This is a genomic window from Pseudomonas sp. FW305-20 (genome assembly GCF_058788075.1).
This window is the reverse complement of the sequence record NZ_JBYTAJ010000029.1, coordinates 27,330-51,772: the sequence shown is the minus strand read 5'-3', so window position 1 is coordinate 51,772 and position 24,443 is coordinate 27,330. Positions and strand designations below refer to the sequence as shown.

The 24,443-nt window shown below is 58.9% G+C and carries 19 protein-coding genes and 5 tRNA genes; 15 read left to right on the top strand and 9 right to left on the bottom strand.

The features are described from left to right. Position 1 precedes the first annotated feature (1 nt). The 4 genes from copC to AC3WP4_RS21850 form a co-directional block, all read right to left on the bottom strand. A complete protein-coding gene (gene copC / locus AC3WP4_RS21865) occupies positions 2-373 on the bottom strand; it encodes a copper homeostasis periplasmic binding protein CopC (protein WP_076030400.1) in 372 nt (123 codons plus the stop codon). Positions 374-428: 55 nt separating this feature from the next. Next, entirely contained in the window at positions 429-1,316 is an 888-nt protein-coding gene (locus AC3WP4_RS21860; RefSeq protein WP_102615238.1) for a copper resistance protein B, read from the bottom strand. 11 nt (positions 1,317-1,327) lie between these two features. Then, positions 1,328-3,025 (bottom strand): copper resistance system multicopper oxidase, encoded by a 1,698-nt coding sequence (locus AC3WP4_RS21855; RefSeq protein WP_102615237.1) that lies wholly within the window; start codon positions 3,023-3,025, stop codon positions 1,328-1,330. Between the two features lie 110 nt (positions 3,026-3,135). Next, the gene (locus tag AC3WP4_RS21850; protein WP_102615236.1) at positions 3,136-3,840 is read right to left on the bottom strand and encodes a murein L,D-transpeptidase catalytic domain family protein; all 705 of its coding nucleotides are present in this window, start codon (positions 3,838-3,840) and stop codon (positions 3,136-3,138) included. 81 nt (positions 3,841-3,921) lie between these two features. Here AC3WP4_RS21850 and AC3WP4_RS21845 point away from each other — a divergent pair, with 81 nt between their 5' ends. The 4 genes from AC3WP4_RS21845 (at position 3,922) to AC3WP4_RS21830 (ending at position 10,021) form a co-directional block, all read left to right on the top strand. After that, a complete protein-coding gene (locus AC3WP4_RS21845) occupies positions 3,922-5,670 on the top strand; it encodes a L,D-transpeptidase family protein (protein WP_102615235.1) in 1,749 nt (582 codons plus the stop codon). A 205-nt stretch (positions 5,671-5,875) separates the two neighbouring features. Continuing rightward, positions 5,876-6,667 carry a WaaZ-like lipopolysaccharide core biosynthesis protein gene (locus AC3WP4_RS21840; protein ID WP_074875195.1) on the top strand — a complete coding sequence of 264 codons (792 nt, stop codon included), beginning with the start codon at positions 5,876-5,878 and terminating at the stop codon, positions 6,665-6,667. Between the two features lie 233 nt (positions 6,668-6,900). After that, positions 6,901-8,472: a sensor domain-containing diguanylate cyclase gene (locus AC3WP4_RS21835; RefSeq protein ID WP_102615234.1), complete on the top strand. Its 1,572-nt coding sequence runs from the start codon at positions 6,901-6,903 to the stop codon at positions 8,470-8,472. Between the two features lie 142 nt (positions 8,473-8,614). Further along, positions 8,615-10,021, top strand: coding sequence for a DUF1254 domain-containing protein (locus AC3WP4_RS21830; protein ID WP_102615233.1), 1,407 nt, complete (start codon positions 8,615-8,617; stop codon positions 10,019-10,021). 32 nt (positions 10,022-10,053) lie between these two features. Here the strand turns inward: AC3WP4_RS21830 and AC3WP4_RS21825 are convergent, their stop codons facing one another. After that, positions 10,054-10,392 (bottom strand): hypothetical protein, encoded by a 339-nt coding sequence (locus AC3WP4_RS21825; protein ID WP_102615252.1) that lies wholly within the window; start codon positions 10,390-10,392, stop codon positions 10,054-10,056. Between the two features lie 281 nt (positions 10,393-10,673). On the opposite strand from AC3WP4_RS21825, the gene AC3WP4_RS21820 reads away from it, so the two are divergent. The 3 genes from AC3WP4_RS21820 to AC3WP4_RS21810 all read left to right on the top strand — a co-directional run bounded on the left by AC3WP4_RS21820 (position 10,674) and on the right by AC3WP4_RS21810 (position 15,083). Further along, positions 10,674-13,244 (top strand): bifunctional diguanylate cyclase/phosphodiesterase, encoded by a 2,571-nt coding sequence (locus tag AC3WP4_RS21820; RefSeq protein WP_102615232.1) that lies wholly within the window; start codon positions 10,674-10,676, stop codon positions 13,242-13,244. A 99-nt stretch (positions 13,245-13,343) separates the two neighbouring features. Beyond that, on the top strand, positions 13,344-14,138 hold the full coding sequence (locus AC3WP4_RS21815; protein WP_102615231.1) for an exodeoxyribonuclease III: 795 nt from the start codon (positions 13,344-13,346) through the stop codon (positions 14,136-14,138). 117 nt (positions 14,139-14,255) lie between these two features. Continuing rightward, complete coding sequence (locus AC3WP4_RS21810) at positions 14,256-15,083, top strand: arylamine N-acetyltransferase family protein (RefSeq protein WP_102615230.1); 828 nt, start codon at positions 14,256-14,258, stop codon at positions 15,081-15,083. 3 nt (positions 15,084-15,086) lie between these two features. On the opposite strand, the gene AC3WP4_RS21805 is transcribed toward AC3WP4_RS21810, so the two are convergent. Beyond that, entirely contained in the window at positions 15,087-15,572 is a 486-nt protein-coding gene (locus AC3WP4_RS21805) for a hypothetical protein (protein ID WP_102615229.1), read from the bottom strand. 295 nt (positions 15,573-15,867) lie between these two features. Between AC3WP4_RS21805 and AC3WP4_RS21800 the strand changes: the two genes are divergently transcribed. Further along, positions 15,868-17,385, top strand: coding sequence for a nucleobase:cation symporter-2 family protein (locus AC3WP4_RS21800; RefSeq protein WP_102615228.1), 1,518 nt, complete (start codon positions 15,868-15,870; stop codon positions 17,383-17,385). A gap of 120 nt (positions 17,386-17,505) precedes the next feature. Here AC3WP4_RS21800 and AC3WP4_RS21795 read toward each other — a convergent pair. Further along, positions 17,506-17,581, bottom strand: a tRNA-Asn gene (locus AC3WP4_RS21795). A gap of 227 nt (positions 17,582-17,808) precedes the next feature. Here AC3WP4_RS21795 and AC3WP4_RS21790 point away from each other — a divergent pair. After that, positions 17,809-18,039: a hypothetical protein gene (locus tag AC3WP4_RS21790; protein WP_008007186.1), complete on the top strand. Its 231-nt coding sequence runs from the start codon at positions 17,809-17,811 to the stop codon at positions 18,037-18,039. Here the strand turns inward: AC3WP4_RS21790 and AC3WP4_RS21785 are convergent. Together AC3WP4_RS21785 and AC3WP4_RS21780 are read right to left on the bottom strand one after the other, a co-directional pair. Then, positions 18,036-18,236, bottom strand: coding sequence for a hypothetical protein (locus AC3WP4_RS21785; RefSeq protein ID WP_074875210.1), 201 nt, complete (start codon positions 18,234-18,236; stop codon positions 18,036-18,038). The genes AC3WP4_RS21790 and AC3WP4_RS21785 overlap by 4 nt on opposite strands. Before the next feature lie 234 nt (positions 18,237-18,470). After that, a complete protein-coding gene (locus AC3WP4_RS21780; protein ID WP_102615227.1) occupies positions 18,471-19,667 on the bottom strand; it encodes an amino acid aminotransferase in 1,197 nt (398 codons plus the stop codon). A gap of 336 nt (positions 19,668-20,003) precedes the next feature. On the opposite strand from AC3WP4_RS21780, the gene uvrB reads away from it, so the two are divergent. The 6 genes from uvrB (at position 20,004) to AC3WP4_RS21750 (ending at position 24,443) form a co-directional block, all read left to right on the top strand. After that, positions 20,004-22,019 carry an excinuclease ABC subunit UvrB gene (gene uvrB, locus AC3WP4_RS21775; protein WP_074875214.1) on the top strand — a complete coding sequence of 672 codons (2,016 nt, stop codon included), beginning with the start codon at positions 20,004-20,006 and terminating at the stop codon, positions 22,017-22,019. A 147-nt stretch (positions 22,020-22,166) separates the two neighbouring features. Next, entirely contained in the window at positions 22,167-23,648 is a 1,482-nt protein-coding gene (gltX, locus tag AC3WP4_RS21770) for a glutamate--tRNA ligase (RefSeq protein ID WP_074875216.1), read from the top strand. 283 nt (positions 23,649-23,931) lie between these two features. Beyond that, positions 23,932-24,007: transfer RNA gene (locus AC3WP4_RS21765), tRNA-Ala, on the top strand. 79 nt (positions 24,008-24,086) lie between these two features. Next, a tRNA-Glu gene (locus AC3WP4_RS21760) sits at positions 24,087-24,162 on the top strand. A gap of 53 nt (positions 24,163-24,215) precedes the next feature. Beyond that, positions 24,216-24,291: transfer RNA gene (locus AC3WP4_RS21755), tRNA-Ala, on the top strand. 80 nt (positions 24,292-24,371) lie between these two features. Beyond that, positions 24,372-24,443, top strand: a tRNA-Glu gene (locus AC3WP4_RS21750).

The window sequence follows — 24,443 nt, the reverse complement described above, 5'->3', positions numbered from 1 at the left end:
ATCACTTCACTTTGAACGTGACGTTGCCGGTGATCGGGTGGGTGTCCGATGACACCGCGCGCCATTCGACTTTGTAGGTGCCGACGGGTAATGGCGAAAGCGGGGTGATGACCATGGTTTTCGGATCGCTGCCGCCGGAGACCTTGGCTTTCATCGGCATGGGGGAGTGCGCCATGCCAGGCATTTCGGTCATGACCAGTTTTGCGCCGGAGAACTGGGTCATGAGGTTCTCCGAGAAGTGCAGTTCGATCTTGCTCGGCGTCGCACCGTCCGCGCCTTCGGCCGGGGTGGAGGACAGCAGTTTCGGGTGCGCTTGAGCGAGCGCGCTCATGAGCAGTCCAATGGCAACAGCGGTCGTTTTAATCATGCGCATGCAAGGCCTCTTACCGCTTTAAGCGGTTGTTTTTTTGGTTGTTGAGTTAATGCGTTTAAAACCACAGGCGAACACCGAGGACCAGGCGTGCTTCGCTGCGGTCCTCACCTTCATCGTTGGCGTAGTCGGCGGTTTTGCCGTAGGTGCGGTTCCAGGTCACGCCGATATAGGGCGCGATTTCCCGGCGGATTTCATAGCGCAGCCGCAGGCCGGCTTCGGTGTTGGATAACCCGGAACCGATCCCCCGTTGCGGATCGTTTTTGCCGTAGAAGTTGAGTTCGGCGGTTGGCTGCAGAATCAATCGGTTGGTCAGCAGGATGTCGTAGTCGCCTTCCAGTCGTGCAGCGGTTTGGCCGCCTTCGCCGATGAAGGCGGTGGCCTCGGTTTCGAAGTTGTACAGCGCCATCCCTTGCACGCCGAACGCGGCCCAGGTTTGCGGGTCGCCAGGTTTGAAATCCTGGCGAATGCCGGTCACCACGTCCCACCACGGGGAGATGGCGTGGCCCCACAGGGCCTGGATTTCGGCGTCTTCGGTTTTGCCATTGGTGCGTTCGCCTTCGGAGCGCAGCCACAGGCGATCGATGTCGCCGCCGATCCAGCCGGACATGTCCCAGGCCAGGGTGCTGCCGTCGTCAGCGTCTTGCCATTCGAGTTCGTCGGCGAGGAAGTAATAGTTGAGCGCGGTGTCATGCACCATGTGGCCGGACGGACTGGCATACACGGCGGCCCGGTCGGCATCGGTCAGCGCCGGGATCGGCGTGCGGCTTTCGGTCGGTGCGGCGGGCTGCATTTGGCCGTCGTCCATGCTTTGCATTTGGCTATGGTCCATGCCCGGCATCTGGCTGTGATCCATGTTCTGCATGTCGTCGGTGGCGGCCATCGCCGAAGAGAGTGTCAGGCTCGCGGTCACGAGTGCCAAAGAGAGGGAAGTGAGTCTGGTCATCGATAGGCGCCTCATTCTTCCACCCGAACTTCACGGAACATGCCCATTTCCATGTGGTACAGGAGATGGCAGTGATAGGCCCAGCGTCCGAGCGCATCGGCGGTGACACGATAGCTGCGTCGGGAACCGGGTGGCATGTCGATGGTGTGTTTGCGCACCATGAATTCGCCGTTCTCGTCTTCGAGGTCGCTCCACATGCCATGCAGATGGATCGGGTGGGTCATCATCGTATCGTTGACCAGCACCACCCGAACCCGCTCGCCGTATTTGAGGCGCACAGGTTCGGCGTCGGAGAACTTCACTCCGTTGAACGACCAGGCGAATTTTTCCATGTGGCCGGTGAGGTGCAGCTCGATGGTACGGCTCGGGTCGCGACCGTCCGGGTCTTCGAAGGTGCTGCGCAGGTCGGAATAGGTCAGGACACGCCGCCCGTTGTTGCGCAGGCCAAGGCCGGGGTCGTCGAGTTTGGGGGCGGTGGTCATGGCTTGCATGTCCACCAGTGGGTTGTCTTTTTCCGTCTCGGGATGGGACTGCATGCCGGGCATGGCCATGGCGCTGTGATCCATGCCCGCCATGCTGCTGTGATCCATGCCGCCCATGCCCATGTCATCCATGGTCACCAGCGGCCGAGGGTCCAGCGGCGGTACCGGCGCGGATAACCCCGCCTTCGCTGCGAGCGTGCCGCGTGCAAAGCCAGTCCGATCCATCGACTGGGCGAACAAGGTGTAAGCCGCTTCGGTGGGCTCGACAATCACATCGAAGGTCTCTGCCACCGCAATGCGAAACTCATCGACACTCACCGGTTTGACGTGCAGGCCATCCGCAGCGACCACCGTCATTTTCAGCCCGGGAATGCGCACGTCGAAATACGTCATGGCGGAGCCATTGATGAAGCGCAGGCGCAGCTTTTCGCCCGGCCGGAACACACCCGTCCAGTTCGAGTTCGGCGCCTGGCCGTTCATCAAGTAGGTGTAAGTTGCGCCGCTGACGTCGGCCAGGTCGGTGGGGTTCATCTTCATCTCGGCCCACATTTTTCGATCGGCGACCGTGGAACCCCAACCTTTCTCGCTGACGTCGTGGATGAAATCACCCACGGTGGGCTTGTTGTGGTTGTAGTAATCGGATTGCTTTTTCAGCGTCTTCATCAGGCCGACCGGATCTTCATCGGTCCAGTCGGTCAGCATCACCACGTAATCGCGGTCGTACTGGAAAGGCTCCGGCTCCTTTGCATCGATCACCAGTGGCCCGTAAACGCCGGACTGTTCCTGAAAACCGGAATGGCTGTGGTACCAGTAAGTGCCATTCTGCCGGACCTTGAACTGGTAGACGTACGTGCCATTCGGCTCGATGCCGTGAAAGCTCAGCCCCGGCACGCCGTCCATGTTGGCCGGCAGCAAGATGCCGTGCCAGTGAATGGAGGTGTCGGCGTTGAGTTTGTTCTTTACCCGCAGCGTCACCGTGTCACCTTCGCGCCAGCGCAGCAGGGGGCCGGGAATACCGCCGTTGATGGTCATCGCGGTGCGCGGATTACCGGTGATGTTGACCGGGGTTTCGCCGATGAACAGGTCGAAATCGGTGCCTGCCAGCACCTGAGGCTCGCCGGGACTGGTGACCGCCCAGACAGGTGTGCGCCATAACCCGAGGCCGCCAAGGAGCCCGCCTGCGGCCAGGCCCTTCACGAAGGTGCGTCTTGTTGTGTTGGAATGCATGCCGTTTTCCTGGTCCGTCAGCGTGGAGAGTGCTTGGTGACAAGGCTAATGGGCGGCGCCTTTCAGCAGGCTGAGGCGCAGATTACATTTTTGACAGTTTCATGCCGTATTTATTGGCGTGTACCGGGCGTTGATGTTGTGGCCACGGTGCCGCCCCCGCAATTGATATACGAAGACGACTTCAACCAGCGCTGATCCGGATAGTAAGAAAACAACAACTGCCCATCTTTCATTGAATCAATCAACTTATGCGCAATTGCTGGCCGCACCGCCGGACACCCCAGGCTTCTACCAATCCGGCCATTGGTTCGGGCAAGAATCGGACTGACATAGGGCGCCCCGTGAATAACGATCGCTCGCTCGAACGCTTTGTCATTGAACCCCGGCTCCAGGCCTTCCATGCGCAAGGAATACCCGTTCTGGCCGACGTAGCTCGATTGGGTCCGATACAAACCCAGGCTGGTGGCAAAGCTTTCATTCTGGTTGGAGAACTTGACCGCCATGTTCTCGCCGCTGTTGCGACCGTGGGCGACCAGTTCGTGGAACAGTAATTTACGTTTCTTCAGATCGAACACCCACAACCGTTGTTCGGTCGAAGGCAGTGAGTAGTCGATGACAGCAAGTCTTTGGACAGGCGCTTTACCTTGGGCCAAGCTGCATTGAGTCGCGCGTACGGCCAGCCCGATGACTTTGGCGTTGGCGCCAGGTGCTGCTTTGAGCAGCGCGGCTTCAAGCGAATCGGCGTAGGCTGCCGGTACTGAAACTGACGTCAGCAGCAGGGCCGAGAACAGGAAACAAAAGCGGTCTAGCGCCATATGTAAATCTCACATTAATGTTTCGAGTCTAGCAGTGTGCAGGATGCTAGCCGTTGAATACGGGGCGATTAAGGATTATCCATGGGGCAGTTAACAAGGTTATTCGTCATAAGCCGCATGTTTTTTATGGGCTTTCTGATCAGCGGCGCAGCGATTGCAGAAACCTCGCCGATTGAGGGGGTATCTGCTGCTATCCGCAGAAATGGCGCAGCACCTGACGATTACGTCGCTCAAACGATTCAGGCGGCACTTGAGCCCTTGAGCTCATCGTTTCCTCCCTTGCTCACTTCCCGTGGCCATCAACGGATGGACCCGAGTCGTGTGGTCATGGATTTTTACATGCATCGGGGTTACCGCTCGGCCTGGGCCAACGACCGCGATGTCATCCAGTTATTGAAAAGCCTGAGCGAGACCCAGGCCGATGGGTTGGACCCTGCCGACTTTCATATCGAGGAATTGGCGAATGCCCGGGCGTCGATGCAGGCAGCAGCGCCAACAGTGGCGCAACGGGCGGCGTTCGATATCGCAGCCACCCGTACCTTTGTCACGGCGTTGCTGCAATTGCGGCGCGGCAAGGTTGACCCTTCGCGTCTGGACATTCATTGGAATTTCGACCCTGTGGGTGCCGATCCCCGTGGAGACATGCATAAATTGTTCGCCGCGCTCGATGCGCATGACGTGGCGCGCGCTTTCGCCGAAGCACCGCCACAAGAGGCGGTTTACCGCAGCCTGCGCGTGGGCCTGGCGCAACTGCGCAAGGTTCGGGACACTGGCGGCTGGCCGAAGGTTGCCGAAGGCCAATCGCTCAAGCCAGGCATGGATGACGCCGCTGTCGCGCAGTTGCGCGCACGCTTGGTGGCGGGTGGTTATCTGGCCCCATCGAAGAGCCCACGCACTGACTACGACGACAGCGTCACCGCAGCAGTGAAAAAGTATCAGGCCGAGCAATACCTGGGGGCGGATGGCGTGGCGGGCGCAGCGACACTGGCGGCGTTGAATGTGCCCGTAGAAGCACGGATAGACCAGGTCCGGGTGAACATGGAGCGCGCGCGCTGGTTGCTGTACAAACTTCAGGGCACTTTTGTCATCGTTGATATTGCGGGTTACAAGGTGGCGCTTTATCGCGACGGGAAGGCGATATGGCGTTCCCGGGTTCAGGTCGGTAAGCCGTTTCGCAGTACGCCGGTGTTTCAATCCGAGATCACTTACGTAACGTTCAACCCCACCTGGACCGTACCACCGACCATCCTCGTCAAAGACATGCTGCCGAAGATACGAAGAGATCCCGGCTACCTGGCCGCCAACCGAATAAGAGCCCTTGATCGAGAGGGGAATGTGCTCGATCCGTCGACCGTCGACTGGGATAACGCACGCGGTATCACGCTGCGACAGGATGCGGGGCCGGATAACTCACTGGGGCAAGTGGTCATTCGGTTTCCCAATGAATATTCGATTTATCTCCACGACACGCCGCATCGTGAGCTGTTTGCGCAATCGCGCCGTGCCACCAGTTCAGGCTGCATACGAGTGGAGAATCCACTGCAGTTGGTAGAGCTACTGTTCAATGACCCGGTTCGTTGGAGCAGCGCCGCAATACGGGCCCAGCTGGCTAACGGCAAGACCGAAAACATCAGGCTTCCCGTCAAAGTGCCGGTGCTGTTGGCTTACTGGACGGTGGATCTGAGTAGTGATGGTCGAGTGATGTTTAAACCTGATGTATACGGCTATGACTCCGCGGTACTGCGGGGGCTCAATCAGCCTTCGGAACTGCCCGTCCTGGATGTGCGACGAGCAGGAACTTCCGCGGTCGCGACGGGGCAAAACCGGTAATGATCCTGAAACAGGCGAGGTGTGCTATCCGTAGGTAACCGGCAGGTCATCGATGCACTGACGTTGCAAGCGCTCTGCATCAACCTTTGCGCTCCGTCGCAGATTCAGGGAATGGGGAAGCCAAAAGGTTGGCTCGCCTGTTGAAAACTATCACAATGCAAAAAAAGTCCGCCGATCATTGATGTGAAGGGATAGGGAATTGAAGATGGATGTTGCGCAAAAAAAACCGTCACTCAATACAGGCATGCTTAATGGGCATGACCTCGATGAGTGCCGCAACATCCAGAAAGGTGCCGTGTTTATCATTGCTTCGGGGGCGTCCGCCAAGGATTTTCCGCTGGAAAAGTTTGCGAACGTTCCGATGATCACAATGAACGGCGCCATTTCCATGTTCTCCGGGACAGGTATCAAGCCTTTCTTTTATGCCTGTACGGATCAAGGCTTTTCCAGGCAACAACCCGAACTGTTTTCAGAGGCCATGCGCATCAGCCAGCGGGTGGCGCTGTGGCAAGAGCACATCTGGCATACGACGGTCCCGCCTGAAGGCGAACTGTATTTACTCGGCCGAGCCCCCAAGCTCTCCTGGACGGACCTGGTTTTCAGGGCCGATAAAGAACTCGTCAGAAGTCGCAAACTTGGAAATGGCCGTAACAGAACCCTTGGTTTCAGCAAGAACCTTAAACGCGGTTTTTTTGATGCTCGTACGGTGGCTTATCTGGCGTTACAGATTGCCTATCACGTGGGGTTTACCAAGGTGTTTCTGGTAGGCGTCGATTTGAATCAGTCTGTAAGCCGGTTTTATGAAGGGGCCGACACGGTCGCCTCGCCATGCCTGCTCGATCAGCATTTTTATACGCGAATCCTGCCGTCGTTCGAGATCTTGTCGAAGTACGTCGTGAGTGAAGATTTTCGGGTCTACAACCTGTCCAGTTCCTCACGGATTCCCGGCGAACTCATTCCCCGAGTGACGCTGGATGAGATCGACAAGTTGATCTGAAGGTAATTCGTACTTAATGGGCGCCCGCGAGGCGCCTGTTTTTTTGTTGGGTGATTATGTCTGGGAGGTTGCCCCGCGGGCATACCGGCAAATGCGCCAGCTCGGGCGCATTTGCGCAGTGCGATGCAACGGCTAGCCAAACGGCATTTGCCCGCCATCCCCTCGTAGACTAAGCTCACAAAAAATAAGGGTTTTGGGGTGATACCCATGCCTTACCCTTACAGGACGAGCTTTTGTCTATCCCTCTTCACGATCCGCACAACGCCACTGGCGTCACGCTGAAACGGTTACCTTTGCGCAAAGCAGCGGTACTGTTTATCGCAGTCGTGTGCCTGAGCCTGTGCGGTTTGCTGTACCTGCAACTGGAGCAGTCGCGCCGGCATGACCTGGCCTTGGCGCAAGTGGCGTCTACAAACCTGACACGGGCCATGGCGCAACAAGCTGAAGACACCTTCATGCAAGCCGAACTGGTGCTGACCAGTCTGGCCGACTGGATTCAGGTTGACGGTTTCGGTGCGCCGCAAAAGGCACGCTTGCAGAAAACATTCGCCCGGCGAGTGCAGGCACTGCATCAATTGCACGGGATATTTCTGTTCGACCAAAAGGGACAGTGGATCGTTACCTCTTTCGACGAGCTGCCACGCGGAGCCGGTGTGGGGGATCGCGATTATTTCAAGTTCCACCAGCAGAACGTCTCCTCCCTGGCGCACATCGGGCCGGCGATTCGCAGTCGAGGAAACGGCGAATGGATCATTCCGGTATCAAAACGGGTGAACGACAGGAATGGCAATTTCCAGGGCGTCTTGTTGGCCGGCATCAAGATGGCGTACTTCGATCAGTTCTTCAAAAGCTTCAGCATTGATGGCAACGGTTCGATGTTTTTGGCATTGACCGACGGAACGCTGCTGGCGCGCCGACCGTTTGTGGAGTCGCTGATTGGCACATCACTGGCCAAGGGCGAGATCTTCGAGAAGTTGCTGCCCAACGCGCCTGCCGGGAACGCGATGTTCAGCTCGCTGCTCGATGGTGTTGTGCGGTTGCATGGCTACCGTGAGCTCGACGCTTATCCGTTGGTCGTGTCTGCCGCCTCGTCCAGGGAGGCGATTCTCAAGGATTGGTACGACACGGCATTTCGCTCCACAGTCATCGTTGCCCTGGTGGTGGTGGGCGTAGGGCTGTTCGGTTGGATGTTCCTTTATCAGGTGCGTGTCGGCGAACAGGTCGAGGCGGATTTGCGCAAGGCAAAGGAAGCGCTGAAGCTGATCGCGACCCACGACAGCCTGACCGGCCTGGGCAATCGCCGGCTGTTCGAGGGCGCGCTGGACATCGAATTCAGCCGAGGTGCCCGGCAGTCGAGTTCGCTAAGCCTGATCATGCTCGATATCGATTACTTCAAGCGCTACAACGACACTTATGGCCACGTGGCGGGAGACCATTGCCTGGCTGAAGTGGCGCGGGCGGTGAAAGGCTGCTGCCATCGAAAGGCCGATTTGGCCGTGCGCTATGGCGGTGAAGAGTTTGCGGTATTGCTGCCCGACACCGACATTCACGGCGCGATGGTGATTGCCGAGCAGATCCGCCGCAGCGTCATGGACAAGAACATCCTCCACAGCGGTTCGCCCTCGGGCTTCGTGACGGTCAGCCTGGGTTGTTACTCGTTTGTGCCGACGGGGCGGGACAGCATGGAAGTGTTTATCGAACGCGCGGACGCAGCGCTGTATCAAGCCAAGCATTCGGGGCGAAACCGCTCGGCGGTGCTGTCGATGGAGGGCGGTGTCGAGGCACTGCTGCGTTCGGATCGTTGAGCTGTCTATCGAGGGTGTTTCACCCGCGCAACACCGCGGCCAGCCGGCTGTCTGCCTGTCAGATCCCCTTCGATTGATCGTCTAGAGTTGCGGTAACCCTGTCGATCCCGGCAGGTCTTCCCACCGCACGGATGATCTCAGAATGTTGATTACTCAAGCATTGACAGCCGTTGCTCTAACCGTAGCAGCCAGCGTCGTCTTTCCGCTCGCCAGCCAGGCTCAATCGAAAGTCACAGCCGAAGAAGCACACGCCATCGGCGTGGATGCCTACCTTTATTTGTACCCGCTGTTGACCATGGACATTACCCGCAAGCAATTCACCAATATCGAACCTGGCAAGGAATTCGGCAAAGGTCCGATGAATATGTTTGTCAGCGTTCCGCAGTATCCGCCTGCGGATTTCAAAGGGGTGGTGCGTTCGAACTTCGACACCTTGTATTCCATTGCCTGGCTGGATTTGACCGAAGAGCCGCTGGTGATCGCAGCGCCCGATACGGCCGGACGTTTTTACTTGCTGCCGATGCTCGACATGTGGACCGATGTGTTCGCCTCACCGGGCTGGCGCACCACGGGCACCCAGGCGGGGCAGTTCCTGGTGACACCGCCGGGCTGGACCGGGACGGTGCCAGCCGGACTGAACCATCTGCCGGCGCCCACGCCCATTGTCTGGGTCATTGGCCGCACCAAGACCGACGGCGCCGCGGACTACGCGGCGGTACACAAAATTCAGGCTGGCTATACGGTGACACCGTTGTCCCGGCTGGGTAAAAGCGCCGAGCCGGTCAGCGTGAACATTGACCCGGCCGTGGATATGAAGACCCCGCCCAAGATCCAGGTCGACTCAATGTCGGCGGCGGACTACTTCGCCTACGCCGCCGAATTGCTCAAGGTGCATCCTGCGCACATCAGCGATCAACCGATCCTGGCGCAGATGAAGCGTATCGGTATCGAGCCCGGAAAATCCTTCGACATGAAGGCGCTGGACCCTGAAATCCAAGCAGCGTTGCAGACCGTGCCCAAGGACGCGCAGGCGCTGATGACGTGGAAGGTTCCAACCCTCGCTCGTGTGGTCAACGGCTGGTCGATGAACACCGACACCATGGGCGTCTATGGCAACTACTACCTCAAGCGCGCGATCGTTGCGCAGATCGGGCTCGGTGCCAACTTGCCCGAGGATGCGATTTATCCGCTGAACATCGGCGATGTCGAAGGCAAGCCACTCGATGGCTCGAACAAATACGTGCTGCATTTCGAAAAGGGTGAAACGCCACCGGTAAACGCTTTTTGGTCGATCACCTTGTACGACCCCGAGGGTTTCCAGGTCGGCAATGCGCTCAACCGCTTTGCAGTCAGTAGCTGGATGCCGTTCAAGACTAATGCCGACGGTTCGCTGGACATCTACCTCCAGCACGAAAACCCCGGCAAGGACCTTGAAGCCAATTGGCTGCCGGCACCGAAGGGCGGTTTCAACCTGACCATGCGTTTGTATGGGCCCAAGCCCGAGGTTTTGAACGGCAAGTGGAATCCGCCACCGGTCAAGCCAACCTAGTTGCGCGTTTCAGGCCTAAAAGCAGCCGACGATCATCGGCTGTTTTTACGCGTCCAGCTGCCCGTCCCACCGCCGGCACCGCCTGTTCCACCGCCTGCCGCGCCCGTGCCACCTCCCGCGCCAGAACCGCTGTTCCCGGCATTGCCACCGTTTCCGCTATCCGACGAGCCCGATCCGCTATTGCCGCGATTAGTGTTTTGATCGTTCGAGGGTTGGCCAGGGTTATTGTTGGGCGCCATGGTCGAGCCGCCGAATGAGCCCGATTGGCTACCCTTCGCATCAGCGCCATCGCCTGGGGCAGCAAAAATACCGACGGACAGGGCGCACAGCACTCCAGCCAGTAACAGCGAAGTCATTTTGATGGTCATCAGGATGCGCCTCCAAAGATGAGTCGTTACCTGATGATGGTATGAAGGGCAGGGCGGTGGGTGCCGGCTGGTTGACGAGTGGCTGGTGTGCAATTACAGGGCAGCAGCCGTCGATTGGCGATGGTTGTGTCAACGGTTCTTCAATTGCTGCAATGGGTTGCGTTATCCAGGCGCCAGGGCCCAGCATGGCTGCTATGTTCAGTGAACGTTCGGCGAGTGCGTTGGTAAAAAAGCATTGCGAGCGTCGCATCCCGATCAGGCAATCGATTCACAGGACCCAGTGCATGGATATGACCGCCGTAACCCCCGTCACCGCTCCCCGTCATACGCCGATAACCCGTAACCTGGTGTTTGTCGTCGGCCTGCTGTTTGTTCTGGGGGTGCTGATCGCTTTGTTGGCCTTGTTCAACATTGCCGGACGGCTGGACGCCCAGGACCTGGCCAAGACCACTTTCTACACCCAGCGTGCGCTGGAAAATCGCATCACCGCCTCGAAAAACTACATCGCCAGTTATGCAAACTGGACGAGCGCCTACGACCATTTGGACGGCAAGGTTGATGTGCAATGGGCTTACGTCGAGCAGAACCTGGGCAAAACCCTGTTCAGCATCGATCACTACGATGGTGTCTTCGTGGTCGATCGTCAGCAAACCAAATACGCCTTGGTGCGCGGGCTTCAAGTCCAGGAGGCGGCGACCACCTATCTTTCGGCATCCATGGCGACACTGATAGAAGCAGTCCAGCGTCAGGAAAGCCTCATTGACCCGATCAGCCAGTTCACGCTGTTCGAGGGCAAGCCGGCATTGCTGACGGCTGCTGCAATCGTTCCCAATGACGATAGGCCGGCGGTCGATCCGCAAAGCACCTCGGTGCTGGTGTTTGTCGACCAACTAAGCCCTGACAAGCTCAGCACCCTGAGCACCGATTACGGTTTGCATGATTTAAACCTGACGCCGGATAACGCCATCGCGCCCGGCAGCCCGGCCGTGGCGCTGGCGGACACTGGCTACAGCCTGGTTTCCCGACTTGAGCAACCGGGTCATCAGTTGCTCTGGTCGTTGCTGCCGCCATTGGGCAGCGCGCTGTTGGTGCTGGCGTTGTTAACGGCTTATTTCTTCCGGTATGTCTTGCGCACGTCCGGGCACGTGGATGCGAGCTACACCAGCCTCGATTTATCGAACCAGGCGCTGGAGGCCAGTGAAGAACGTTTTCGTGCAGTGGCTGAGGCTGCTTCCGACTGGATCTGGGAAATCGATGACAAACATTGCATCTCTTATCTGTCAGGACGTTTCGCCACCGTCACCGGTTTTTCCGATCGGCAATGGATAGGGCGGGACATCGGGCAACTGCTCAATTGCGACACGCTGCCCTTGTCGCGGTGGCTGCATAAGCTCAATGAAGAACAGCCCGTCAGCCATCTGCGCTGCTCCTATCGCGATCAGTCGGGGCAACAGCGTATCTGCCGGGTTTCGGCACGACCGATCCATCGCAAGGGCGCGGTAGTGGGCTATCGCGGGACGGCCAGCGACATCACCGATGAAGTCGCCGCCCATGCCCAGATCCAGCATCTGTCGTTGCACGATGCCCTGACGGGGCTGCCGAATCGCAACAAACTGGCGCGTTTCCTCGACGAGGCCCTGGCGCTTAAAGAGCATTCGGCAGCGCTGGTGCTGTTGATGATCGATCTGGATAACTTCAAGCCGATCAACGATTCCCTCGGTCACCCGGCAGGCGACGCGGTATTGCTGGAAGTGGCCACCCGATTGCGCGAGTGCACGCGGGACATCGATCTGGTCGCGCGGCTCGGTGGTGATGAGTTTGTGCTGGTGCTCAACGGCATGGACAGCCACGCTGAAATCGACCGGTTCTGCGAGCGTTTGCTCGAAAGCCTGCAGCAGCCGATTCATTACGAGCATCACACGCTGCACATCGGCGCGAGCATCGGTGTGGCCTTGAGTCGGCGTCAGGGGCACATTCCCAATGAACTGATCCGGTGTGCCGACATTGCGCTGTATCAGGCTAAATCCGACGGCAAGAGGACCTGGTGCTACTTTGCGCCGCACATGAACGATCAGATCCAGCACCGTCGGCAACTGGAAAACGACCTGCGCCGGGCGATCAAGAACAACGAGTTCCTGATGCACTACCAGCCGCGCTACAACATGGACGGCAAGCAGGTGGTCTCGGTGGAAGCGTTGCTGCGCTGGCAGCATCCGGAGCAGGGGCTGCTGAGCCCCGACGAGTTTATTCCTTTGGCCGAGCAGACTGACCTGATCGTGCCTTTGGGGCGCTGGGTGTTGCGCGAAGCCTGTGAAACGGCCCTGACCTGGCCTGGTGCGTTGATGGTGTCGGTCAATTTGTCGCCTGTTCAATTTGCCCGCAGCGATGTGGTGGAGGACGTCAGGGAGGCCTTGATCCAGAGCCGTTTACCGGCCAGTCGTCTGGAGCTGGAGATCACCGAAAACGTGATGCTCATCGATGTGGAGGGCGCGTTGACGACCATGAATGCGCTCAAGGAGCTGGGCGTGCGGTTGAACATGGACGATTTCGGTACCGGCTATTCGTCCCTGGGTTACCTGCGCACGTACCCGTTCGACGGGATCAAGATCGACAAGCGTTTCATCTCGTCCATGAGCGGCGGCGGCAATGACCGCGCCGTGGTGCAGGCGATCATCAACCTGGGCAAAGCCATGGGCCTGACCGTGACCGCAGAAGGCGTCGAGACCCTCGAGCAACTGGACTTCCTGATCTCGGACCAGTGCCATGAGGTGCAGGGCTTCTATTTGAGTCGACCTATGGAAAAGCAGGCGTTGCTGCCATTGCTGAAGGCATCGCATGACGAGTTTCCCGTGTAGGGCCGCGCCTTTAGTCGCCTGACTCGCCCGTAGAGGCAACTGCCAGCACGCACCTTCGGTCACAACTGGATATCGACCCTGCGTTGTGAGCGTTGGCCCATGAAAAACCTGAAAATCGCGACATTCAACGTCAACGGCATGCGCGCCCGACTGCCGAACTTGCTGGCCTGGCTTGAGCGAGAGCAGCCAGACATCGCCTGTTTGCAAGAGCTCAAATCAGTCGACAGTGCGTTCCCCGCCGCCGAGCTTGAGGCCGCGGGTTACGGCGCGCTCTGGCAAGGACAGTCGTCGTGGAACGGCGTGGCGATTCTGGCGCGGGACGCGCAGCCGCTGGAGAGTCGTCGAGGCCTGCCGGGCGATGATAGCGACACCCATAGTCGGTATCTGGAGGCCGCCGTGCATGGGGTTCTGGTGGGCTGCCTGTACCTGCCCAATGGCAACCCGCAGCCGGGGCCGAAGTTCGATTACAAGCTGGCGTGGTTCGAACGGCTGATCCACTACGCGCAGACGCTTCAGGCCAGCGAGCATCCTGTGGTCCTGGCCGGTGACTACAACGTGGTGCCCACCGACCTCGACATTTACAACCCGCGATCCTGGCTGAAGGATGCGTTGCTGCAACCTGAAAGCCGCGAGTGTTATCAGCGCCTGCTGGCCCAGGGCTGGACCGATTCCTTGCGCCATCTGTATCCGCAGGATCGGCTCTATACCTTCTGGGATTATTTTCGCCAGCACTGGCAAAAGAACTCGGGGCTGCGCATCGATCATCTGTTGCTTAATCCGGTGCTGAGCCCTTATTTGCAGGAGGGCGGAGTGGATGCCTGGGTTCGCAACGAGCCCCACGCGAGTGATCACGCACCGGCGTGGATTCGACTGAGTCCGCGTAAGCGGCGTTGAGTTTGAAGTGTGTGGCGATTGGCTAAATCAATTGTCGGTCGAACCGCTTTTTCCCTTATACATGGCGCCTGTCAGCGGAGAGATCCGGCCCCCCTGCATAAGGATAAGGACTGAGCAATGAGTGAGCCACATCTGGGCAATCTTGCGTTGTACCTCCAGCGCCTGGGCTTCGACGCGCCTCCCGCGCCGACCCTGGAAACCCTGTGCCAGCTTCAACTGCGCCACACCGGCGCGTTCCCGTTCGAAAACCTCAACACGTTGTCGGGGCAACCGGTGCTCATCGACCTGCCGTCCATCGAGCAAAAGGTCCTGCACGATGGTCGTAGCGGGTACTGCTACGAACTCAACAATCTGTTCCTGGCCTTGCTCCAGACGTTGGGCTTCGATGCTCGCGGCATCTCCGGCCGAGTGGTCATGGGCCAACCCGAAGGCGCATGGACCGCCCGCACACATCGCTTGAGCCTGGTGACGCTGGACGGCGTGCGATACATCACCGACGTCGGCTTCGGCGGCATGGTGCCCACCGCACCGCTGATGCTCGATACCCCGGTTGAACAGTTCACACCTCACGAACCGTATCGCATCGAGCAGCATGAGGATGGCTACACCCTGCGCGCCAACGTCGCCGGAGAATGGCGGGCGATGTACATTTTCGATTTGCAGCGCCAGGAAGACATCGATTACGCCGTTGGCAACTGGTATGTCTCGACCCATCCGGAATCGCCGTTCGCCAGGCAGCTGATGGTGGCGCGCACCGGCGAAGGGTGGCGCCGCACGCTGAACAACGGCAGTTTTGCAATTCATCGGATCGGCCGTGAGACTGAGCGGCGGCAGGTGGCTGATGTGGACGAATTGATGGATTTGTTGCGCAACGAATTCGACATTCGGGTACCGCGGGAGGTGACGTTGCGTCGGGTTATTGAGAGGCTGATTCAACAACCCTGATCCTCACAGCTCAAGCCCCTCCTGCATCACCGACAGCAGGGTGTCTTCGGTCATGGCGATCGCATCCGGTTGTTGCCCGGATTGATCGATCGCCTGCAGCCACCACTGTGTCTCGCCGTGTTCGTTCACGGTTCGCAGCATCGAGAGCGCTTTTCCTTGAGTGTGGATCTCGATCCGCCCGGCACCATCCTCGGTGAAACGAGCGACAGGGTCGAAAGTGATGCTGTGGTGATTGCCTTCAATCAGTAACTGGTCGATCGCGTAGTCATAGGTCTCACCGTCGGGATGACGCTCGAAGACGTGCGTGGGCACTCGCCGAATGTTCAGGCCGGCTTCGCTGAGCGGTGCCAGCCAGGCTTCGACGAGGTGGTACAGCTCGTAAACCTGTGCAGGCCAGCTGTCGATCTGCTGGTCGGCGCAATGTGTCGCGTCGTCGCTGGAGTGCTGCGTTTGCTTCAGTTTCGCGGCGAGTTGGTCAGCCTTGCTCATATCGATTTCCTATCGTGGTCTCAAAAAGAGCGTACCCCTATCAAGGTAGTGCACGTCTTGCCTTGCGTCATGTTGTCGGGAGGTTTTGGCTTCCAGGTGGCGGCTTCCATGTCCGTAATTGTTCGCCAGGGCTGCGCAACGGCAGGGTTTATCGGGGGAGTGGCAGGGCAAGTCTCTGGTATGGAATGGCCATGTGTCCATAATCTGACTGATTAGTTGTATACAACTCTATAGACATTTGTCCTGAGTCTTGCATACAGTGTGCGCATAACAAAAACCAGGAAACCCCCCAACCATGAAAACGCCCCATGTTTCACACCAACGGCCCGAGGACGAAAATCTCGGGATCGGCGCGAATATGGCTTACGGCCTGCAACACGTTCTGACCATGTACGGCGGCATCGTCGCGGTGCCTTTGATCATCGGCCAGGCAGCCGGGCTCTCGCCGGCGGACATCGGTTTGTTGATTGCTGCTTCACTGTTTGCGGGGGGCTTGGCGACATTACTGCAAACGCTGGGTTTACCGTTTTTCGGTTGCCAATTGCCGCTGGTACAGGGCGTGTCGTTCTCTGGTGTCGCGACGATGGTGGCAATTGTCAGCAGTGGCGGGGAGGGCGGGTTTCAATCGATTCTCGGGGCGGTGATTGCCGCGTCGTTGATCGGCTTGCTGATCACGCCGGTGTTCTCGCGAATCACCAAGTTTTTCCCACCGCTGGTCACCGGCATTGTGATCACCACCATCGGCCTGACGCTGATGCCGGTGGCCGCACGCTGGGCCATGGGTGGCAACAGCCATGCCCCGGACTTCGGCAGCATGGCGAACATCGGTCTGGCAGCGGTGACGCTGGTGCTGGTGCTGCTGTTGAGCAAGATCGGCAGCGCGACCATCTCCCGCTTGTCGATCCTGCTGGCGATGGTCATCGGTACGGTGATTGCGGTGTTCCTTGGCATGGCTGACTTCTCGTCCGTCACTCAAGGCCCGATGTTTGGCTTCCCGACGCCGTTCCACTTTGGCATGCCGACCTTCCACTTCGCCGCGATCCTGTCGATGTGCATCGTGGTGATGGTGACGCTGGTGGAAACCTCGGCCGACATTCTGGCGGTGGGTGAAATCATCGGCACCAAAGTCGACTCCAAACGCCTGGGCAACGGTCTGCGTGCCGACATGCTGTCGAGCATGTTCGCGCCGATCTTCGGTTCCTTCACTCAAAGTGCCTTCGCCCAGAACGTCGGACTGGTGGCAGTGACCGGGATCAAGAGCCGCTTCGTGGTGGCTACCGGCGGTTTGTTTCTGGTGATCCTCGGCTTGCTGCCGTTTATGGGCCGCGTCATCGCCGCTGTACCGACTTCTGTCCTTGGCGGCGCCGGTATCGTGCTGTTCGGCACCGTGGCCGCCAGCGGTATTCGTACGCTGTCCAAGGTCGACTACCGCAACAACGTCAACCTGATCATCGTTGCCACCTCCATCGGCTTTGGCATGATCCCCATCGCTGCACCGACTTTCTACGACCACTTCCCAAGCTGGTTCGCCACGATCTTCCACTCGGGCATCAGCTCGTCGGCGATCATGGCCATCGTGCTGAACCTGACCTTCAACCACCTCACTGCCGGTAACTCCGATCAGCAGTCGGTGTTCGCGGCGGGCACTGAGCGCGTCCTGCGTTATCAGGATCTGGCAGCGTTGCGCGAAGGGGATTATTTCAGCGACGGCAAGCTGCGTGACTGCGACGGGAATGAGATTCCGGTGGTGGAGGCGGAGCATGAGCATGCAGAGCCGCGGACGATGCATGCGAAAAGCAGTGAGCATGTCTGACGCCGGCACTCGCTGAAAAAGGCCGATCTGTTGAAGAGACAGATCGGTTTTTTTGCTTTTCCGTCAGACACAAAAAAGCCCCCGAACCTTTCGATTCAGGGGCTTTTTGATTTTGCTGTCTGGCTCCACGACCTGGACTCGAACCAGGGACCCAGTGATTAACAGTCACTTGCTCTACCAACTGAGCTATCGCGGAATGGCGTGTATGTTACTGATTCAAAAAGAGAAGTCAAGCACCTGTTGGCAATTTGACGGGTTCATGGGGACGGGCGGTGGTTTATCGACCGCGGGCGGTTACCAGAACCGCTTCAGAGGTCTACCATGGCGGCCCGGAAGTGGTTACACGCGCTGCCGGCCATTCGCCGAAAAGGTACGCGCCATGAATCACCCAACCACCACACCTCGCCACAACGGGGTGTTCGCATGAGCATCGCTCAGATCAGCCTGCCCAAAGGCGTCGGCCCGCACGCCGAAAAACTGTTCGACGCAATCACTCAGGCCAGCACCGCTGATGAATTGAATCGTGCCGGTGGCAAGGCCGAAGGGTTTGTCCTGGGCCTGGAAAGCACCAAGGCCATCAAAAGCCAGGTCGCCGAGTCGCTCTACGTCGCCTATGACGACGCAGCCAGCCAGCGGGCAACCGAACTGGCTTAACCGCCGAAAGTCACTGTAGCGAGCGCCAGTTTGGCGTATAGCATCGTTGCGGCCAGCTGCACCAGCCACAAGGCCAGGCCGCCGAGAAACACGCCGGCAGCGACTTGCATCACCAGGTTATTACCGCGTTTGGCCGGGGTGCGGGGCACAAAGTGGTCCAGCTCATCGCGGTCGGCGCGTAGGTCATCGTTTTTCATGTGGGTTCTCAAGAATTCTCGGGTGTACATAAAACCTGTGGGGGCGAGCCTGCTCGCGATGGCGGCGGCACATCTTGTATCTATATGACAGAAAGACCGCTATCGCGAGCAGGCTCACTCCCACATTTAATTTGTGTGGAGTTTAAAGGGCGCAGCTGCCGCTTTGAGATTTATCTGCGGCCAATAAAAACGGGAAGCCATTTTGGCTTCCCGTTTTTCGTATCACCGGGCGATTCAGATCACCGCAACGATGGCCTTGGTCACGACGTCGATGTTGCTCTGGTTCAGTGCAGCCACGCAGATGCGACCGGTGTCCAGGGCGTAGATGCCGAACTCGCTGCGCAGGCGGGTCACTTGCTCAACCGTCAGGCCGGAGTAGGAGAACATGCCGCGCTGACGGCCGACGAAGCTGAAGTCGCGGTGTGGCGCGTTTTTCGCCAGCAGGTCGACCATCTGGATGCGCATGCCGCGAATCCGTAGACGCATCTCAGCCAGTTCTTCTTCCCACTGGGCACGCAGTTCCGGGCTGTTCAGTACAGCGGCGACGATGCTTGCACCGTGGGTCGGCGGGTTGGAGTAGTTGGTGCGGATCACGCGTTTGACTTGCGACAGCACGCGCGCGCTTTCTTCTTTCGATTCGCTGACGATCGACAGGGCGCCCACGCGCTCGCCGTACAGCGAGAACGATTTGGAGAACGAGCTGGAGACGAAGAAGGTCAGACCCGATTCAGCGAACAGGCGCACGGCAGCGGCGTCTTCGTCGATGCCATCGCCAAAGCCCTGGTAGGCCATGTCGAGGAACGGTACGTGACCTTTCGCTTTGACGACTTCCAGCACGTTTTTCCAGTCCGCCGGGCTCAGGTCCACACCGGTCGGGTTATGGCAGCAAGCATGCAGGACGACGATGGAGCCGGACGGCAGGGCGTTCAAGTCTTCCAGCAAGCCAGCACGGTTCACGTCGTGGGTCGCGGCGTCGTAGTAGCGATAGTTCTGCACCGGGAAACCGGCCGTTTCGAACAGCGCGCGGTGGTTTTCCCAGCTCGGGTCGCTGATCGCCACGACGGCGTTCGGCAGCAGTTGCTTGAGGAAGTCGGCACCAATTTTCAGGGCGCCAGTACCGCCAACGGCCTGGGTGGTGATGACGCGGCCAGCGGCGATCAGCGGCGAGTCATTGCCGAACAGCAGTTTTTGCACGGCCTGGTCATAGGCGGCAATACCGTCGATTGGCAGGTAGCCACGGGATGCGTGTTGAGCGACGCGAATCGTCTCGGCTTCGACAACGGCGCGCAGGAGTGGAATTCGCCCCTCCTCGTTGCAGTAAACACCGACCCCCAGGTTGACCTTGTTGGTGCGGGTATCGGCGTTGAATGCTTCGTTGAGGCCCAGGATTGGATCGCGTGGTGCCATTTCGACAGCGGAGAACAGGCTCATTTTGCGGCGGCTCTGAATGGAAAATGGAGGGACGTGTCGCGCTCCAGCCGAATGCACTAGAGCGGTGCACAAACGGGGAGCTAGTATAGAGGCCATCTGCGATTGATGGCGACAGACGATTCGGCTTTTGCGGTAAGTTTTTCCGATTATTTCTCGACCGTTAGTCGATTGGCACCGTCAAAGGTTTTACCTGATGTAGGACGATTGCCTTGAAAGCGAGGGCAATCGGCTCCACATTGAGCACAATCCAGTTTTTTCCTCGGGCGACATCGGTCGTTTGCGGTCTTTCCGTTGCTGCCCGGCTCACCCGGACAGGCGCGAACCCAGAGGTTTTTCATGTCTGAATTCCAGCTAGTCACCCGTTTCGAGCCCGCCGGCGATCAGCCGGAAGCCATCCGCCTGATGGTCGAGGGCATCGAAGCCGGGCTGGCGCACCAGACGTTGCTCGGTGTGACCGGCTCGGGCAAGACCTTCAGCATCGCCAATGTGATCGCCCAGATTCAGCGTCCGACCCTGGTCCTGGCGCCGAACAAGACCCTGGCCGCGCAGTTGTACGGTGAGTTCAAGGCATTCTTCCCGAACAATGCCGTCGAATACTTCGTTTCGTACTACGACTACTACCAGCCCGAAGCCTACGTGCCGTCATCGGATACGTTCATCGAGAAAGACGCCTCGATCAACGATCACATCGAACAGATGCGATTGTCCGCGACCAAGGCGTTGCTGGAGCGCAAAGACGCGATCATCGTCACCACGGTGTCGTGCATCTACGGTCTGGGCAGTCCGGAAACCTATCTGAAGATGGTGCTGCACGTGGATCGCGGCGACAAACTCGATCAGCGTGCGTTGCTGCGTCGCCTGGCAGACCTGCAATACACCCGCAACGACATGGAGTTTGCCCGTGCGACCTTCCGGGTCCGCGGCGATGTGATCGATATCCACCCGGCGGAATCCGATTTCGAAGCGATCCGCATCGAGCTGTTCGATGACGAAGTCGAGAGCCTGTCCGCCTTCGATCCGCTGACCGGTGAAGTGATCCGCAAGCTGCCGCGGTTCACGTTCTATCCGAAAAGCCACTACGTCACCCCGCGAGAAACCCTGCTGGATGCCGTCGAAGGGATCAAGGTCGAGTTGCAGGAGCGCCTGGAATACTTGCGCTCCAACAATAAACTCGTTGAGGCCCAGCGCCTCGAGCAGCGCACCCGTTTCGACCTGGAGATGATCCTCGAGCTGGGTTACTGCAACGGCATCGAAAACTACTCGCGCTACCTGTCCGGTCGCGAATCCGGCCAGGCGCCGCCCACTTTGTTTGACTATCTGCCGGCCGATGCCTTGCTGGTGATCGACGAATCCCATGTCAGCGTGCCGCAGGTTGGCGCCATGTATAAGGGCGACCGTTCGCGTAAAGAGACGCTGGTGGAATACGGTTTCCGCCTGCCGTCCGCGCTGGATAACCGGCCGATGCGCTTCGATGAGTTCGAAAGCATCAGCCCGCAGACGATCTTTGTTTCGGCCACGCCGGGCAATTACGAGGCAGAGCACGCCGGTCGCGTGGTCGAGCAACTGGTCCGCCCGACTGGCCTGGTGGACCCGCAAATCGAAATCCGTCCGGCGTTGACCCAGGTCGACGATTTGCTTTCGGAAATCGGCAAGCGCGTGGCGCTGGAAGAGCGGGTGCTGGTCACCACGTTGACCAAGCGCATGTCTGAAGACTTGACCGATTACCTGGCCGACCACGGCGTGCGGGTGCGTTATCTGCACTCGGACATCGACACGGTGGAGCGGGTCGAAATCATCCGCGACTTGCGTCTGGGCACCTTCGATGTGCTGGTGGGGATCAACCTGCTGCGTGAAGGCCTGGACATGCCGGAAGTGTCGCTGGTGGCGATCCTTGATGCGGACAAGGAAGGCTTCCTGCGTTCCGAGCGCTCGCTGATCCAGACCATTGGCCGGGCGGCGCGCAACCTCAATGGTCGGGCGATTCTTTATGCGGATCGCATCACCGGTTCCATGGAGCGGGCGATCGGCGAGACCGAGCGTCGTCGCGACAAGCAGATTGCCTTCAACCTGGCCAATGGCATCACGCCCAAGGGCGTGTTCAAGGACGTTGCCGACATCATGGAAGGCGCCACCGTGCCGGGTTCGCGCAGCAAGAAGCGCAAAGGCATGGCCAAAGCCGCCGAGGAAAGCGCCAAGTACGAAGCCGAATTGCGTTCTCCGGGGGAAGTCGCCAAGCGCATCAAAGCCTTGGAAGAGAAGATGTACGCATTGGCGCGGGATCTTGAATTCGAAGCGGCAGCGCAGATGCGCGATGAAATTGGCAAGTTGCGTGAGCGGTTGATCACCGTCTGATTTGCTGCGCTCGTACTGGCCTCTTCGCGGGCAAGCTCCACAGGGTCAATGGTGCAAACCTTGGCTTAAATGCCCTGCTCACTGGAGCCGGGCGGGCAACGCCTGTTACCATTCGCCCTTTGTTTTATCTTCATTTCGAGACTTGCCATGACCACCGTCCGCACTCGCATCGCGCCATCGCCTACCGGGGACCCCCACGTAGGAACCGCTTACATCGCTTTGTTCAACTACTGCTTTGCCAAGCAGCACGGCGGTGAGTTCATCCTGCGGATCGAAGACACCGACCAATTGCGTTCGACTCGCGAGTCCGAACAACAGATTTTCGACGCCTTGCGCTGGTTGGGTATCGACTGGAGCGAAGGCCCGGATGTTGGCGGCCCGCACGGTCCTTACCGTCAGAGCGAGCGTGGCGACATCTATCAGAAGTACTGCCAGCAGTTGGTCGAAATGGGCCACGCTTTCCCGTGCTTCTGCACCGCTGAAGAACTCGACCAGATGCGCGCCGAACAAATGGCCCGCGGCGAAACCCCGCGTTACGACGGCCGTGCGTTGTTGCTGTCCAAGGAAGAAGTCGCGCGTCGCCTGGCCGCTGGCGAGCCGCACGTGATCCGCATGAAAGTGCCGAGCGAAGGCGTTTGCGTGGTGCCGGACATGCTGCGTGGCGACGTCGAGATCCCGTGGGATCGCATGGACATGCAAGTGCTGATGAAGACCGACGGTCTGCCAACGTACTTCCTGGCCAACGTCGTCGATGACCACCTGATGGGCATCACCCACGTCCTGCGCGGCGAAGAATGGCTGCCCTCGGCACCGAAACTGATTCTGTTGTACGAGTACTTCGGCTGGGAACAACCCGAGCTGTGCTACATGCCGCTGTTGCGTAACCCGGACAAGAGCAAGCTGTCCAAACGCAAGAACCCGACCTCGGTGACGTTCTACGAGCGCATGGGCTTCATGCCGGAAGCGATGCTCAACTACCTCGGTCGCATGGGCTGGTCGATGCCGGACGAGCGCGAGAAGTTCTCGCTGCAGGAAATGGTCGATCACTTCGACCTGAGCCGCGTCTCCCTCGGCGGGCCGATTTTCGACATCGAGAAACTGTCGTGGCTCAACGGTCAGTGGCTGCGCGACCTGCCGGTGGAAGAGTTCGCTTCGCGCCTGCAAAAATGGGCGCTGAACCCGGAATACATGATGAAGATCGCGCCGCACGTGCAGGGCCGCGTCGAAACCTTCAGCCAGGTTGCACCGCTGGCCGGTTTCTTCTTCGCCGGTGGCGTGAACCCGGACGCCAAGCTGTTCGAATCCAAGAAGCTGTCGGGCGATCAGGTTCGTCAGTTGATGCAGTTGATTTTGTGGAAGCTGGAAAGCCTGCGTCAGTGGGAGAAGGACAGCATCACCGCAACGATTCAGGCGGTGGTCGAATCCCTGGAACTGAAATTGCGTGACGCCATGCCGCTGATGTTTGCCTCGATCACTGGCCAGGCCAGTTCGGTGTCGGTGCTCGATGCGATGGAGATCTTGGGTCCGGACCTGACCCGTTTCCGTCTGCGCCAGGCGATCGACTTGCTGGGCGGCGTGTCGAAGAAGGAAAACAAGGAGTGGGAAAAACTCTTGGGCAACATCGCCTGATCCACTCCGTTCCCGCGTAGCAGCTGCCGAAGGCTGCGTTGGGCTGCGTAGCGGCCCCAATGGCCGCCGCGCAATCTTCCCGGAAGGGCGGGGCACCCGGATTGCGAGCGCTACGCTCTCGAACGCAGCCTGCGGCAGCCGCTACACGGATGGAAACACCCCCGGATTTACGGGGGAGGGCGGTAAGTGATTGTTATGTCGGCAAAAAACTTTGAAATATTTTAAAAATAAGTTTGACAGCCTTCCGATGCGCCATTAAGATTCGCCCCGTCCTCAGCGATGAGGGGCTATAGCTCAGCTGGGAGAGCGCTTGCATGGCATGCAAGAGGTCGACGGTTCGATCCCGTCTAGCTCCACCAATTTACACTTCAAGGTCTGGCCACACCGGCCTTGAAGCGATCACCACTCAGCGGTGATCTGTTGTATAGAAGGGTTTGCGTCCCCTTCGTCTAGTGGCCTAGGACACCGCCCTTTCACGGCGGTAACAGGGGTTCGAGTCCCCTAGGGGACGCCAGTTTTACAGAAGCGATGTTGCAAGATGTCGCTCCGCCGCGAGGCGAAAAATCCGGGGCTATAGCTCAGCTGGGAGAGCGCCTGCATGGCATGCAGGAGGTCAGCGGTTCGATCCCGCTTAGCTCCACCAATTTTACAGTTCAAGGTCTGGCCACACCGGCCTTGAATCGATCAGCTCTCAGCACTGATCAGTTGTATAGAAGGTTTTGCGTCCCCTTCGTCTAGTGGCCTAGGACACCGCCCTTTCACGGCGGTAACAGGGGTTCGAGTCCCCTAGGGGAC

Excerpts from the sequence above, each read along its gene's own strand:
- copC (WP_076030400.1), bottom strand. The coding sequence starts at position 373 with ATGCGCATGATTAAAACGACCGCTGTTGCCATTGGACTGCTCATGAGC.
- AC3WP4_RS21860 (WP_102615238.1), bottom strand. The coding sequence starts at position 1,316 with ATGACCAGACTCACTTCCCTCTCTTTGGCACTCGTGACCGCGAGCCTG.
- AC3WP4_RS21855 (WP_102615237.1), bottom strand. The coding sequence starts at position 3,025 with ATGCATTCCAACACAACAAGACGCACCTTCGTGAAGGGCCTGGCCGCA.
- AC3WP4_RS21850 (WP_102615236.1), bottom strand. The coding sequence starts at position 3,840 with ATGGCGCTAGACCGCTTTTGTTTCCTGTTCTCGGCCCTGCTGCTGACG.
- AC3WP4_RS21845 (WP_102615235.1), top strand. The coding sequence starts at position 3,922 with ATGGGGCAGTTAACAAGGTTATTCGTCATAAGCCGCATGTTTTTTATG.
- AC3WP4_RS21840 (WP_074875195.1), top strand. The coding sequence starts at position 5,876 with ATGGATGTTGCGCAAAAAAAACCGTCACTCAATACAGGCATGCTTAAT.
- AC3WP4_RS21830 (WP_102615233.1), top strand. The coding sequence starts at position 8,615 with ATGTTGATTACTCAAGCATTGACAGCCGTTGCTCTAACCGTAGCAGCC.
- AC3WP4_RS21820 (WP_102615232.1), top strand. The coding sequence starts at position 10,674 with ATGGATATGACCGCCGTAACCCCCGTCACCGCTCCCCGTCATACGCCG.
- AC3WP4_RS21815 (WP_102615231.1), top strand. The coding sequence starts at position 13,344 with ATGAAAAACCTGAAAATCGCGACATTCAACGTCAACGGCATGCGCGCC.
- AC3WP4_RS21810 (WP_102615230.1), top strand. The coding sequence starts at position 14,256 with ATGAGTGAGCCACATCTGGGCAATCTTGCGTTGTACCTCCAGCGCCTG.
- AC3WP4_RS21805 (WP_102615229.1), bottom strand. The coding sequence starts at position 15,572 with ATGAGCAAGGCTGACCAACTCGCCGCGAAACTGAAGCAAACGCAGCAC.
- AC3WP4_RS21800 (WP_102615228.1), top strand. The coding sequence starts at position 15,868 with ATGAAAACGCCCCATGTTTCACACCAACGGCCCGAGGACGAAAATCTC.
- AC3WP4_RS21790 (WP_008007186.1), top strand. The coding sequence starts at position 17,809 with ATGAGCATCGCTCAGATCAGCCTGCCCAAAGGCGTCGGCCCGCACGCC.
- AC3WP4_RS21785 (WP_074875210.1), bottom strand. The coding sequence starts at position 18,236 with ATGAAAAACGATGACCTACGCGCCGACCGCGATGAGCTGGACCACTTT.
- AC3WP4_RS21780 (WP_102615227.1), bottom strand. The coding sequence starts at position 19,667 with ATGAGCCTGTTCTCCGCTGTCGAAATGGCACCACGCGATCCAATCCTG.
- uvrB (WP_074875214.1), top strand. The coding sequence starts at position 20,004 with ATGTCTGAATTCCAGCTAGTCACCCGTTTCGAGCCCGCCGGCGATCAG.
- gltX (WP_074875216.1), top strand. The coding sequence starts at position 22,167 with ATGACCACCGTCCGCACTCGCATCGCGCCATCGCCTACCGGGGACCCC.